This is a genomic window from Brevundimonas vitisensis (assembly GCF_016656965.1).
In the GTDB taxonomy this organism is placed as follows: domain Bacteria; phylum Pseudomonadota; class Alphaproteobacteria; order Caulobacterales; family Caulobacteraceae; genus Brevundimonas; species Brevundimonas vitisensis.
The window spans coordinates 557,937-570,946 of record NZ_CP067977.1 but is presented as its reverse complement, the minus strand read 5'-3'; the positions used below and the strand labels follow the sequence as shown (position 1 = coordinate 570,946).

At 66.3% G+C, this 13,010-nt stretch carries 15 protein-coding genes; 11 read left to right on the top strand and 4 right to left on the bottom strand.

Features of this window, described 5'->3' with window-relative positions:
- Both mazG and JIP62_RS02860 read right to left on the bottom strand, forming a co-directional pair.
- Window positions 1-786, bottom strand: coding sequence for a nucleoside triphosphate pyrophosphohydrolase (gene mazG / locus JIP62_RS02865; RefSeq protein ID WP_201103437.1), 786 nt, complete (start codon window positions 784-786; stop codon window positions 1-3).
- Complete coding sequence (locus tag JIP62_RS02860; RefSeq protein WP_201103436.1) at window positions 783-2,144, bottom strand: MFS transporter; 1,362 nt, start codon at window positions 2,142-2,144, stop codon at window positions 783-785. Before JIP62_RS02860 ends, mazG begins: the two co-directional genes overlap by 4 nt.
- A gap of 111 nt (window positions 2,145-2,255) precedes the next feature.
- Between JIP62_RS02860 and JIP62_RS02855 the strand changes: the two genes are divergently transcribed.
- The 4 genes from JIP62_RS02855 (at window position 2,256) to ygiD (ending at window position 5,206) form a co-directional block, all read left to right on the top strand.
- Window positions 2,256-3,134 carry a D-alanyl-D-alanine carboxypeptidase family protein gene (locus tag JIP62_RS02855; RefSeq protein ID WP_201103435.1) on the top strand — a complete coding sequence of 293 codons (879 nt, stop codon included), beginning with the start codon at window positions 2,256-2,258 and terminating at the stop codon, window positions 3,132-3,134.
- Window positions 3,095-3,631: a hypothetical protein gene (locus JIP62_RS02850; RefSeq protein ID WP_230974835.1), complete on the top strand. Its 537-nt coding sequence runs from the start codon at window positions 3,095-3,097 to the stop codon at window positions 3,629-3,631. Before JIP62_RS02855 ends, JIP62_RS02850 begins: the two co-directional genes overlap by 40 nt.
- 217 nt (window positions 3,632-3,848) lie before the next feature.
- Entirely contained in the window at window positions 3,849-4,451 is a 603-nt protein-coding gene (wrbA, locus tag JIP62_RS02845) for an NAD(P)H:quinone oxidoreductase (protein WP_201103434.1), read from the top strand.
- Window positions 4,451-5,206 (top strand): 4,5-DOPA-extradiol-dioxygenase, encoded by a 756-nt coding sequence (gene ygiD / locus JIP62_RS02840; protein ID WP_201103433.1) that lies wholly within the window; start codon window positions 4,451-4,453, stop codon window positions 5,204-5,206. The genes wrbA and ygiD overlap by 1 nt, the downstream gene beginning before the upstream one ends.
- Here ygiD and JIP62_RS02835 read toward each other — a convergent pair whose 3' ends face one another.
- Together JIP62_RS02835 and JIP62_RS02830 are read right to left on the bottom strand one after the other, a co-directional pair.
- Window positions 5,207-5,566 carry a DoxX family protein gene (locus JIP62_RS02835; protein WP_230974834.1) on the bottom strand — a complete coding sequence of 120 codons (360 nt, stop codon included), beginning with the start codon at window positions 5,564-5,566 and terminating at the stop codon, window positions 5,207-5,209.
- Window positions 5,567-5,688: 122 nt separating this feature from the next.
- Entirely contained in the window at window positions 5,689-7,245 is a 1,557-nt protein-coding gene (locus JIP62_RS02830) for an AMP-binding protein (protein ID WP_407932726.1), read from the bottom strand.
- Between the two features lie 163 nt (window positions 7,246-7,408).
- Between JIP62_RS02830 and lipA the strand changes: the two genes are divergently transcribed.
- The 7 genes from lipA (at window position 7,409) to eno (ending at window position 13,009) form a co-directional block, all read left to right on the top strand.
- Entirely contained in the window at window positions 7,409-8,371 is a 963-nt protein-coding gene (gene lipA, locus JIP62_RS02825) for a lipoyl synthase (protein WP_201103430.1), read from the top strand.
- A gap of 135 nt (window positions 8,372-8,506) precedes the next feature.
- Window positions 8,507-8,959: a type II toxin-antitoxin system RatA family toxin gene (locus JIP62_RS02820; protein ID WP_201103429.1), complete on the top strand. Its 453-nt coding sequence runs from the start codon at window positions 8,507-8,509 to the stop codon at window positions 8,957-8,959.
- Window positions 8,956-10,068, top strand: coding sequence for an NAD(P)/FAD-dependent oxidoreductase (locus tag JIP62_RS02815; protein WP_201103428.1), 1,113 nt, complete (start codon window positions 8,956-8,958; stop codon window positions 10,066-10,068). The genes JIP62_RS02820 and JIP62_RS02815 overlap by 4 nt, the downstream gene beginning before the upstream one ends.
- Window positions 10,061-10,594: a GNAT family N-acetyltransferase gene (locus tag JIP62_RS02810; RefSeq protein ID WP_201103427.1), complete on the top strand. Its 534-nt coding sequence runs from the start codon at window positions 10,061-10,063 to the stop codon at window positions 10,592-10,594. Before JIP62_RS02815 ends, JIP62_RS02810 begins: the two co-directional genes overlap by 8 nt.
- 144 nt (window positions 10,595-10,738) lie before the next feature.
- A complete protein-coding gene (gene rpmF / locus JIP62_RS02805) occupies window positions 10,739-10,921 on the top strand; it encodes a 50S ribosomal protein L32 (RefSeq protein ID WP_166605295.1) in 183 nt (60 codons plus the stop codon).
- A 102-nt stretch (window positions 10,922-11,023) separates the two neighbouring features.
- Window positions 11,024-11,644: a hypothetical protein gene (locus JIP62_RS02800; protein ID WP_201103426.1), complete on the top strand. Its 621-nt coding sequence runs from the start codon at window positions 11,024-11,026 to the stop codon at window positions 11,642-11,644.
- A gap of 87 nt (window positions 11,645-11,731) precedes the next feature.
- Window positions 11,732-13,009 (top strand): phosphopyruvate hydratase, encoded by a 1,278-nt coding sequence (gene eno / locus JIP62_RS02795; protein ID WP_201103425.1) that lies wholly within the window; start codon window positions 11,732-11,734, stop codon window positions 13,007-13,009.
- Window position 13,010 lies beyond the last annotated feature (1 nt).

Genomic DNA, 13,010 nt, shown 5'->3' with positions numbered 1-13,010 from the left:
TCAACTCCTCTCCGCCACCTTCGCTGCGTCCCACAGGGAGTCCATTTCGGCCAGGTCGCTCTGTTCCGGCGTTCGGCCGTCCCTGGCCAGTTCGGCCTCGATGAAGCCGAAGCGGCGGACGAATTTGGCGTTGGCACCGCGCAGGGCGTCTTCGGGTTCGACCCCCAGTTTGCGCGCCAGGTTGGCGACCACGAACAGCAGGTCGCCCATCTCCTCGCGGGCCTTGTCCAGGTCGCCGGCGGCGATCTCGGCGCGCAGTTCGGCGACCTCTTCGTGCAGCTTGTCAAAGACCTCGTCCGTACTGGGCCAGTCGAAGCCGACGCGGGCGGCGCGTTTGGTCAGTTTGGCGGCGCGGTGCAGGGCGGGCAGGCCGACGGGGACGTCGTCGAGCACGCCGGTCTGGGCCTTGGAGGCCCGCTCGGCTGCCTTGATGTCCTCCCAGCGCAGCTTCTGGGCGGGGCCGCTGATCTGGGCATCCTCGTCGCCGAAGACGTGGGGATGGCGGCGGATCAGCTTGTCGCACATGGCCTGGGCCACGTCGTCATAGGCGAACAGCCCCTGTTCCTCGGCCATGCGGGCGTGGAAGACGACCTGGAACAGCAGGTCGCCCAGTTCGGACTTCAGCTCGTTCATGTCGCCGCGCTCAATGGCGTCGGCGACCTCATAGGCCTCCTCGATCGTATAGGGGGCGATGGTCGCAAAGGTCTGTTCCACGTCCCAGGGGCAGCCGACCTGGGGATCGCGCAGCCGCACCATGATGTCGCGCAGGCGTTCGGTCGGGCTCATGCCGGGGTGCTCGCGTCACGGGCGGCCAGTTCGGCCCGGATCTTCGCATGGCGGTCCGGCGTCAGCGGATAGAGTCGCAGCACCACTGCCGAGACCAGCAGCAGGCCGACCGGCGCGGCGATGAACAGCCATTGCAGGCCCAGGATCACGCCGGGGTCGTTGACGGCCCCAACCTCTGCCTGGAAGCCGATCCATTCCAGCACGGCAAAGGCCCCGACCGAGATCGCATAGCCCATCTTTGACGTGGCATTCAGAATGGAGAACAGCAGCCCCGTCTGGTCCGCCCCGACGTCCAGCCGCACGGCATCGGACGCATCGGCCATCATGGCCCGCAGCAACAGGTCAGCCGCTCCGAACGACAGGCCGGTGACGAAGATGGCCCCGATGGCCGCCGGATAGTTGCCGGCCGGAACCAGCAGGGTCGCCACGGCGAAGGTGACGGCGAAATAGACGCTGGCCACCGCCAGTGCCCGGTGCTTGCCGATGCGGGTGGCCAGGACGGCCCAGATGGGGGCTCCGACCAGTCCGGCGACGAAATAGACCAGCAGCAGGATGGAGGTCTGCTCCCGCTCGAACCCGCGCGCCTGCTCAAAGAAGTAGAAGAACAGTACCCCGATCAGGCCACGCGCCGCGCCTAGCAAGAGGTCCGATAGCAAGAGACGTCGCAGCACCGGCTTCATGATCAGGGCCAGGGTCGCGCCCAGGCCGCCGTGGGCAGGCGGGGCGACGTTGCGCGGCTCGGGCGTGAACAGGAAGGTGATCAGAAGGGCGACGGGCAGCAGGCCGACGATAAAGCCGCCCTGGATCTGCACCGCCTGGACATAGGTCCGGCCCATGGCCTGGACGACCACAGGGATCAGCAGCACCGCCAGCACGCCGATGATGTTGGCGACCTGCCACCAGCCATAGATGCGCGAGCGCTGGTCATAGTCGGTGGACAGGACCGAGGCCCAGCTCATCTGGCTGAGCAGGCTGATGGAATAGCCCAGGTACATGATGACCAGCCAGACCGCGAGATGGGTCGCGCCGGCGCCTTGCGACACGAAGAACAGCATGGCCACCGACAGCATCAGGATCGGTGCCCCGATTCCCATCCACACGCGGTAGCGGCCCCATTGGGTCGAGGTCCGGTCGATCACCACACCCAGCAGGGGATCGACCACGATGTCGGCCAGCCGCACCAGCAGGAAGATCAGGCTGACCGCCGCCAGGGGCACACCCACGTGGCTGGCATAGAATTCGGGCAGGGTGACATAGACCGGCAGGCCCAGCGCCGCATAGGGCAGGCAACTGGCGGCGAAGGCAGCGAGGGTGGCATTGGATCGCCGGGCGGGCGTGGGGGCGGCGGTATCGGTCATGGGCGAGAGGCCTGAACGGCTCCGAGTCGGCCGCGCCTCACCATGCCAGTTTTTGCCCCTGACGCGAGCGGGCACTTGCCGCCGGGGACGCGGTGAGGCTCAGTGCAGGCGATGACTTTTCGCCCGTTACTGCTTTTGTCCGGACTGATCCTGCTGACCCTTGGGGCAGGGGGCTCGGCATGGGCGCAAGGGCCCCAGCGCGGCGGCTGCGATGCGGACCGGATCGAATGGGCCGCGCCCGCCTTGGCGAACCAGATCTCCTATGCCTCCCTGTCGTGGTCGCCGTTCGGGGCGGCCGAGTGGGGCTGGGAAACCTATCTGCCTCTGATCCAGCATGAGATCGGCACCGACTGCCCGCCGGGATCGCCGGCCTTCGCCAAGGCCCTGGCGCGGTTCCAGGTGGCCCATGCCTTGCCTGAGACCGGTTGGTTCGATGCGGCGACCTTCACCGTGTTCAAGGGCGTGTGGCAGGAGCGCCGGCCGTTCGTCATGGCCCGTATCCGCGACGAATGCCCCGAACCGCCCCCGATCAATATGCTGGGCTATCTGGTGGCCGAAGAGGAGCATGCCGACCGCCTGACCCGCTTGTTACGGCGTGACGTCCTGGCCTCCTATCGCCTGATGGTGGCCGCCGCCCGCGAGGAGGTGCCGGAGGTCGCGGCCGATCCGGAGCTGCTGCAGATATTCTCCGGTTTCCGCGACCCGGAGGCGGACGCGGCCCGCTGTGCGGCGGAGCGGAACTGCGACGGCCTGCGCCGCGCGGTCTGTTCCCCTCATCGCACCGGCACGGCGGTTGATCTTTATGTTGGTCAGGTGGAGGGTCTGGGGGTCGACAACACCAGCCCCTACAGCCGCCTGCACATGACGCGCAGCCCGACCTATCGCTGGCTGGTGAAGAACGCCCACCGGTTCGGCTTCGTGCCCTATGTCTATGAGCCCTGGCACTGGGAGTGGGTCGGCCCGGTTGCACCGCCGCCGCCGAGCCGGTGATCCGCGCCCTGACACCCGGCGAGCGCGGGCTGGCCCGGGAGGTGTTCGGCGACCGACTGGCGCTGGACCGGGTGCGGATTTTCAGCGCGCCCTGGCCGGTGTTCCTCGCCTTCGTGCCGGGCCGGTGGTTCGGCCGGGACTGGATTGTCTGGCCCCGCGCCCAGATGCACGGTGACTTTGCCGCCGCCCCCCTGAACGCCCAGGCTGTGCTGATCCATGAGCTGGTTCATGTCTGGCAGGCTCAGACCGGAACACAACTGCTGTGGGCCAAGCTGAAGGCCGGCTTCAGCGCGGCGGCCTATGTCTATCCGGTCGACGATGCCTGCGGCTGGAACGGGTTGAACATCGAGCAACAGGCCATGGTGGTGCAGCATTGCTTCATGGCAGGGCGCGGTGCGCGCGTACCGGCGGATCGCGCCTTCTACGACCGGGTCTCTCCGTTCCCTACTGGACGTGCCCCTCTCCCCTCGGGGGAGAAGTCGGCACGCAGCGCGTGACGGTTCAGGGGTTGCCAGAGGTGGCACCTCCCTTCGGACAGCGGACCTGACGACACAGACCCCTCATCGGAGCCCTGCGGGCCCACCTTCGCTTGCAACGGGAGAAGGACGAAAGTTGCCAGATTTTCGACGCTCAGCCCTTGCGCCCGCAAGCTTGCGACATAAATCGCTACTGACGCTGTTGCAGAACGGCGACCTATTATTCAGGAGCGTAGTCATGTCCAAGGTTCTGGTTCTCTATCATTCCACCTACGGCCATCTGGAGGCGATGGCCCAGGCGGTGGCCGAGGGTGCCCGCTCGGTGGAAGGGACGGTCGTGGACATCAAGCGCGTGCCCGAACTGGTGCCCGAGGAACTGGCAAGGTCCAGTGGCTACAAGCTGGATCAGGCGGCACCGATCGCCACGGTCGACGAACTGGCCGATTATGACGCCATCATCATCGGCGCGGGCACGCGGTTCGGCACGGTCGCCTCGCAGATGCGCAACTTTCTCGATCAGACCGGCGGCCTGTGGTTCCAGGGCAAGCTCGTCGGCAAGGTCGGCTCGGCCTTCACCGCCACGGCGACCCAGCATGGCGGACAGGAGACGACGCTGATCGGCCTGATCCAGACGCTGCTGCATCACGGCATGCTGGTGGCGGGCCTGCCCTATGCCTGGCAGGGCCAGCTGCGGATGGATGAGATCACCGGCGGCTCGCCCTATGGCGCAACCACCATCACCGGCGGTGACGGCTCGCGCATGCCCAGCGACAACGAGCTGGAAGGTGCCCGCTTCCAGGGTCGCCATGTGGCCGAGACGGCCAAGAAGCTGTTCGGCTGATGCGCCGCCCGGCTGTCTTCTTTGGTCACGGCTCGCCTATGAATGCCTTGGGCGGGCCGTTCGCCGAGGCCTGGCAGCAGCTGGGCGTAGACATCGGAAAGCCAGCGGGGGTGGTCATGGTGTCCGCCCATTGGGAAACCCAGGGCCTGGGCGTCACCGCCCAGGCGCGGCCGGAAACCCTTCATGATTTCGGTGGGTTTCCGGCCGAACTGCATGCGATGCAGTATCCGGCACCGGGATCTCCGGCCCTTGCGGCGCGGGTGGCAGCCCTGACGGGCGCGGTCCCGGTCGAGGCGTGGGGCCTGGATCACGGGACCTGGTCAGTGCTGGCCCACGTCTGGCCCCAGGCGGACGTGCCGGTGGTTCAGCTGTCGCTGGACCGGCGTCTGGACGCGCGAGGGCATTATGCGTTGGCCAAGGCTCTGCGACCCCTGCGAGACGAGAATGTCGTCATCGCCGGTTCGGGCGACTTCGTGCACAATCTGCGGACCTGGAAACGGGCGGGCGGCGAGGCCTATCCCTGGGCCAGCGGCTTCAACGAGGCGGTCAAGGCGGCGCTGGTTCGCGGCGATCACGACGCCCTGATCGATTGGGTCGGCCTGGCCGAGGACGCGCAGATGAGCGTGCCGACCGACGAACACTATCTGCCGCTGCTCTACGTCGCCGCCCAGGCGATGCCGGGCGACGACGTGAGCTTCTTCAACGACGTCATCGACGGTGGCTCGATCTCGATGACGGGTGTGCGGATCGGCTGATCAGCGCCGGTTCAGCCGGGCGTCGATCGACCAGGGACCAGGGCCCGCAAAGGCCAGATAAAGGAACACGAAGCAGTAAAGGGCGATCAGCTCGCCCCCGTTCAGGATAGGAAAGAAGCCCTGCGGCCCGTGGGCGAACCAGTACCCCACGGCACAGAAGCCCGCAGCCAGGAAGGCGACCGGCCGGGTGAACAGGCCCAGCACCAGCAGGGCGCCGAAGATCAGTTCCAGCGGACCTGACAGGCCTGGCAGGCTGAAGCCTGGCCCGGGAACGCCCTCGACGGCCGGAAAGCCCAGGACCTTGGCCGTGCCGTGCTGAAGGAACAGCAGGCCCGACATGATGCGAAGCACGGACAGCATTTTGGATGCATGTCCGTCGAGATTTGAAAGCAGGGCCATCGGTGCGGCCTCCCCGTCGCGACTCCCTTGATGGAGCCTGCCGCCAGCTTGGAACGGCTACGGTTGGCGTCAAGTCCTGACGATCAGGCCGCCTTGGCTTCGCTCTCAGCCATCTTCTGGATGGTGACATAGTCGGTCTTGCCGGTGCCCAGGACCGGGACCTCGGCTACGCGCATGATCTTTTTCGGCACGGCCAGTTCGGGAGCCCCGTGTTCGCGCGCCCATTCGGCCATGCGGGCGACGTCGGCATCCTTGCAGTCGGTGACCAGGACCAGTTTTTCGCCCTTGCGGCTGTCGGCGATGGAGACGACGGCGTGGCGCGCGTCGGGCCAGACGGCGGCGGCCAGGCCCTCCACGGCCGTCAGGCTGACCATCTCGCCGCCGATCTTGGCGAACCGTTTCACCCGGCCCAGGATGGTGATGTAGTCCTCGTCATCGATGGAGACGATGTCGCCGGTATCGTGCCAGCCGCCTTCCAGGGGCTCGATGACGTCCGGATCAGTCGGCGACAGATAGCCTTCCATCACATTGGGACCGCGCAGGAACAGACGCCCACCCTCGGTGATGCCGGGGACGGGTTCGATGCGGTATTCCATGCCCGGCATGATCTGGCCGACGGTGCCGGGGCGGTTGCGGTCGGGGTGGTTGACGGCGACCACCGGCGCGGCCTCGGTCGCGCCATAGCCTTCCAGCAGCTTCACCCCGCCGAATTTGGTGTTGAACAGATGCCGCGTCTCGTCGCGCACCCGTTCGGCCCCGGCCACCACGAACTTCAGCGTCCCGAAATCGTCCGGCCCCGCGACGCGGGCGTACTGGTTCAGGAAGGTGTCGGTGGCGAACAGAATGGCCGTGTTCAGCTTGGCGAGCAGGTCGGTGATCTGCTTGGCATGCAGCGGCGAGGGGTACTGAAACGCCTTCATCCCATTGACGATGGGGAACAGGGCCCCGCCGGTCAGGCCGAAACAGTGGAAGGTCGGCAGGGGATTGAAGACGACCCAGTCGGGGTCCAGCTTGATGTGGGTGGCGACCTGGCGGCAGTTGCTGACCAGGTTCGACTGGCTGAGGACCACGCCCTTGGGCGCGCCGAAGCTGCCCGAGGTGAACAGTACCACGCCGGGCGAGTGCGGATCGGTCGCCGCACGGAACCGGCGGGGCATCAGGCCCGCCATCAGGCCGAACAGCTTGTCCTGAAGGCCGATCGTCTTGCGGACATCGTCCAGCCAGACGATCTCGGCCACGGTCGACAGATCGACGATCAGATCGTCCAGCTTGGCCTGATCGATAAAGCGCTTAGCCGTCAGCACGCGTGTCAGGCCCGAGGCTTTGATCGCGGCCTTCAGATTGGCCTCGCCCGAGGTGAAGTTCAGCATCACCGGCACCCGCCCGAAGGCGTGCAGACCATAGAAGGTGACCACCACCCCCATGCTGGACGGCAACAGGATGCCGACCCGTTCGCCGGGCTGGGTCATGGCCGCGATCTTGCGCCCCAGCACGAAGGCCGCGCGGATCAGTCCGGTATAGGTGAGGGGCTTGCGATCCTGGTCCTCCAGGATTTCCTTGTCGCCGTAACGGTCTCGCGCCGCGATCAGGGCGTCGAAGACCGATTCCTCGCTCGCCTTAGGGTCAAGGGCAACGCGCAAAGACATCCTCCGTGCGGGGCCGTCGGGCGACCCCTGTCATTCACTGACCCGGAACCTAGAGGCGCACGGCGGCAATGAAAAGATGCGTTACGTTGCGTGAGGGATGGGGAGGCGCTTCGCCGCCTTGCCTTCCGGGTCCGGAAAGACGACATACCGACCTGCCATGGTCACCCTGATTGACACCCTGACGAAGCGCCCCTCCGAACTGCGTCACCCGGAGAAGCAGAATCGGCCGGAAACGGCCATTCTGCGCAAGCCTGACTGGCTGCGGGTCAGGGCTCCGGGATCGGGGCAGTACAATGCCACCAAGGAGATCGTGCGGTCCAAGGGGCTGGTGACGGTCTGCGAAGAGGCGGCCTGTCCCAACATCGGCGAGTGCTGGAGCCAGAAGCACGCCACCCTGATGATCATGGGCGACACCTGCACGCGGGCCTGCGCCTTCTGCAACGTCAAGACGGGCCTGCCCCAGCCGCTGGACCCTGAGGAACCGGCCAAGGTCGGTCTGGCGGTGGCGCAGCTGGGCCTGAACCACGTCGTCATCACCAGCGTGGACCGGGACGATGTCTCGGACGGCGGTGCCGCCCACTTCGCCGAGGTGGTCCGCCAGATCCGCCTGCAGGCGCCCAAGACCACGATCGAGATCCTGACCCCCGACTTCCTGCGAAAAGACGGCGCGGCCGAGGTCATGATCGACGCGGCCCCCGATGTCTTCAACCACAACCTGGAGACCGTGCCGCGGCTGTATCTGAAGATACGTCCCGGCGCCCGCTACTTCCATTCGCTGCGCCTGCTGCAGATGGTCAAGGAGCGCGACCCCAACCAGTTCACCAAGTCCGGCATCATGGTCGGCCTGGGCGAGACCAAGGAAGAGGTCATGCAGGTGATGGACGACATGCGTTCGGCGGGCGTCGATTTCATCACCATCGGCCAGTATCTGCAGCCGACCCGCAAGCACGCCGCCATCGACCGTTTCGTCACGCCGGAAGAGTTCAAGGCCTATGAGGCGATCGCCCGGGCTAAGGGCTTCCTGATGGTATCGTCCAGCCCCCTGACCCGCAGCTCGCACCACGCCGGCGACGACTTCGCCCGGCTGAAGGCGGCCCGCGAAGGGCAGAACCGGCGTTGAGGTTGATGACGTTTTTGGGCGTCTCTCGATCCGAAAGCCTGCCGCAAGATCGCTCGAGCTCGTCTGAGCTTTCGCTCCCCCTGTCCGTCAGGCTCTGCCTGCCACCTTTCCCCGCAAGGGGGAAAGGATACTGAAATGCCCCTGCACCGCGTCACCCGCATTCTGCCCTATACGCCGACCCAGCTGGCCGATCTGGTCGCTGACGTGCGCGCCTATCCCGAGTTCGTGCCCTGGGTCACGGCCATGCGCGTCTGGAACGAGCGCGAGGAGGAGCCGGGCGTCACGGTGCTGGACGCCGAGGCCGGGGTCGGGTTCTCGTTCCTGAAGGAGCGGTTTTCGACTTGGGTCCGGCATGACCGCCATACGCCCAAGGTCGAGGTTGGACTGATCCGCGGCCCGTTCAAAAAGCTGAACAATCGCTGGGAGTTCTTCGCCGATCCTGCGGGGACGCGGCTGGAGTTCATGATCGATTTTGCCTTCCGATCGCCGTTGCTCGACGCCATGCTGACCGCCAATTTCGATCGCGCGGTCGCGTCCCTGATCCGCCGGTTCGAGGCCGAAGCGCAGGCCCGCTATGGCACGCCATGAGCTTTGATTTCTACGCCGTCGTGGTGGGGGCGGGCGCCGTGGGCCTGGCCTGCGGCCGGGCGCTGTCGCGGCGCGGCCTGACGGTCCTGGTGCTGGAGAAGGAGCCGCACATCGGCCAGGGCGTGTCGTCGCGCAACTCCGAGGTCATCCATGGCGGTCTCTATTATCCGACTGGCTCGCTGAAGGCGCGGTTCTGCGTCGAAGGGCGACGGGCGCTTTATGCCTTTCTGGACAGCCGCAAGATCGACTATCGCCGCTGCGGCAAGCTGGTTGTGGCGACGGCCGAGGATGAGGTCGACCACATCGAGGCGATCTTCAACCAGGCCACGATCAACGGCGTCGAGGGGCTGGAGCATCTGACCGGGGCCCAGGCGCGCGCGCTGGAGCCCGCCCTGAACGCTCATGCCGCCATTCTGTCGCCTGAGAGCGGCCTGTTCGACAGCCACGGCTATATGCTGGCCCTGCAGGGCGAGATCGAGGATGCGGGCGGCTCGGTCGTGGTGGATACGCCTTTCGAAGGGGCCGAACGCCTGCCGGGCGGTGGCTTTCGCGTGCAGGCGGGCGGAGAGGCGGGAACCACCGTGACGACCCGGCTGCTGGTCACGGCTGCTGGTCTGTCATCCCAGGCGGTGGCGCGGCGGATCGCAGACTATCCGATCGAGGACATTCCGGCGGGTTATCTGGGCAAGGGCGTCTATTTCCGGCTGACGGGGGCGGCACCGTTCCAGCGATTGATCTATCCGCCGCCGGTGCCCGGCTCGACCGGGGCCCACTATCGCCGTGACCTGGGCGGGCAGGGGGTGTTCGGCCCGGACCTGGAATGGGTGGAGGTCGAGGATTACGCCGTCGATCCGACGCGCGTTGTCGCGTTCGAGCGGCATATCCGCCGGTTCTGGCCCGGACTGCCGGAAGGGGCCCTGACGCCCGACTATTCCGGCATCCGGCCCAAGCTGCACGGTCCGGGCGAGCCGCAGCCCGATTTCCAGCTGAAAGGCCGCGACGATCATGGCATCGACGGCCTGGTTGCCCTGTTCGGTATCGAAAGCCCTGGCCTGACCAGTTCCCTGGCGATCGGCGAGGCCGTGGCGGCCATGTTGGGTCATGACTGACGCCCTTCTCATCCGCACGGCATCCGCGGAGGATATCGGGAGGCTCCAACCCCTGGTGCATGGAGCCTATCGAGGTGACAGCGCCCGCCGTGGCTGGACCCATGAGGCCGACCTGCTGGACGGTCAGAGAATCGATGTCGAGGGACTGGCCCAGGTCATCGCCGATCCGGCTCAGCTCATCCTGCTGGCGGAACGGGATGGCGATCTGGTGGGGTGTGTCCAGGTGACGGACAAGGGCGAAGGCCTGGCCTATCTGGGCATGCTGTCGGTCGACCCTGTCCGGCAGGGAGGCGGCCTGGGACGTCGCCTGATTGCCGCCGCCGAAGATGTGGCGCGGGATCGATTCGCGGCCCGCATCATGGAGATGACCGTCATCGTGCAGCGAACCGAACTGATCGCCTGGTATGAGCGCTGCGGCTATCGTCTGACGGGCGAGAACCGGCCCTTTCCGGCGACTGATCCCCGGTTCGGCCTGCCCCTCAGGGACGATCTGGCTTTTGTCGTGCTGACCCGCGATCTGAGGTGAGCGACTACCCTTGAATCCTGGCGACGGTTCGGGCATAAGCCCCGGCTCGCGTGGCGGCTCTGTCCCTCTTTTGTTGGACACTGGGGCCGCCGCTGTTGTTTTCGCGCCTTCGCCGGCGCCGCCTGAATACGAGAAGAGACGGACATGGCCGTTCCGAAGCGCAAAGTATCCCCGTCGCGTCGCAATATGCGCCGCGCCCATGACTCGCTGGGAGCCAATCCCTACACCGAGGACAAGGACACGGGCGAGCTGCGTCGTTCGCACCACATCGACCTGAAGACCGGCACCTATCGCGGTCGCCAGGTCCTGACGCCCAAGGAAGACTAAGGGCCGTCAGACCACGGGTCTGATCACGTTTTGGACGGCGCGTGGGTCAACTGCGCGCCGTTTTCGTGCGTTATGGGCGGTTCAAGACTTCAGGAGAGTCCCATGATCCGCTCAATGTCCCTCGTCTCGCTTGCCGCACTGGCCCTGGTGGGCTGTGGCCCGTCCGAACCGGCCCAGCCGCCGTCCGAGGCGCCGGTCAATCCTCCCGCCACCAGCCCTGGCCCGATGCCGACCCCCGCGCAGGCCAATGTTCTGACGTCCGAAGGCTTCGGCCCGCTGCGGATCGGCATGACGCTGGCAGAGGTGAACGCCGCCCTGGGGCCCGATTCGGATCCAGGCAGCGTCGGTGGGGCCGAGCCGGCGCAGTGTGACCAGTTCCGTCCCGAGCGGGCACCCGAAGGTATGCTGGTAATGATCGAGCAGGGCGTCCTGACTCGCATCTCCCTGATCCGCGATTCGACGGTCAAGACCGATCGCGGCCTGGGGCTGGGTGATACGGCCGCCACGGTGAAGACGGCCTATGGAGCCCAGGCCACGGTCACCCCGCACAAATATTCGGCCGCCCCGTCCGAATACATCACCGTCTGGACCCGCGGTGGAGCCGCCACCTATGTGACCGATGCGGCTGCCAGGGGCATTGTCTATGAGGTCGGGCAGGAAGGCACGGTCCAGGCGATCCACGCTGGCGGGCCCAGCATCCAGTATGTCGAAGGCTGTTCCTGAGATCTGACGATCACGCCGGTTGGCGATTCGATGGGCGCGGGCTAAACCGCGCCCATCGTCCCATCGCCTCCAGCTCAGAGCCACGCCATGACCGACATCGCCGATATCGTTGCCCGCCAGATTCTGGACAGCCGCGGCAACCCGACGGTCGAGGTCGATGTCACCCTGGAGGACGGCAGCTTCGGCCGCGCCGCCGTGCCGTCGGGTGCCTCGACGGGGGCCCATGAAGCTGTCGAACTGCGCGACGGTGACAAGGACATGTGGGGCGGCAAGGGGGTTCAAAAGGCCGTCGACGCCGTCAACGGCGAGATTTTCGATGCCCTGTCCGGCATGGACGCCGAGGACCAGCGCCGGATCGACGAGGCCCTGATCAACCTGGACGGCACCGAGAACAAGGGCCGTCTGGGGGCCAATGCGATCCTGGGTGTGTCCCTGGCCTGCGCCAAGGCCAGCGCCATCAGCTCCAACCTGCCGCTGCATCGTTATCTGGGTGGCGTTTCGGCCCGCATCCTGCCCACGCCGATGATGAACATCATCAACGGCGGGGCCCATGCCGACAATCCGATCGACATTCAGGAGTTCATGATCCTGCCGACCGGAGCCGAAACCTTCTCGGACGCCCTGCGGATGGGGGCCGAGATCTTCCATGCGCTGAAGAAGGCCCTGAAGGACGCCGGTCACAACACCAACGTGGGTGACGAGGGCGGCTTTGCCCCCAATCTGGCTTCGGCCGAGGAAGCCCTCAGCTTCATCACCAAGGCCGGTCAGGCCGCTGGTTATCTGGCGGGCGAAGACTTCCACCTGGGCCTGGACGTGGCGGCCACCGAGTTCTTCAAGGACGGCAAATATGTGCTGGCCGGCGAGGGCAAGACCTTCGACCAGGACGGCATGGTCGGCTATCTGGCCGATCTGTGCGAACGCTTCCCGATCATCTCGATCGAAGACGGCTGTTCGGAAGACGACTTTGACGGCTGGAAGCTGCTGACCGACCGTCTGGGTGATCGCGTCCAGATCGTGGGCGACGACCTGTTCGTGACCAATCCGCTGCGTCTGGCCGCCGGCATCGGCGAGGGGCTGGCGAACTCCATCCTGATCAAGGTCAACCAGATCGGCACCCTGTCCGAGACCTTGGACGCCGTCGATATGGCCCACCGCGCGGGCTATACGGCCGTCATGAGCCACCGCTCTGGCGAGACCGAGGACGCGACCATCGCCGACCTGGCCGTGGCCACCAACTGCGGACAGATCAAGACCGGCTCGCTGGCGCGCTCGGACCGCACGGCCAAATACAATCAGCTGCTGCGGATCGAAGAGATGCTGGGCGACCAGGGCCTCTACTACGGCGACGGTATGCTGCTGAAATAGG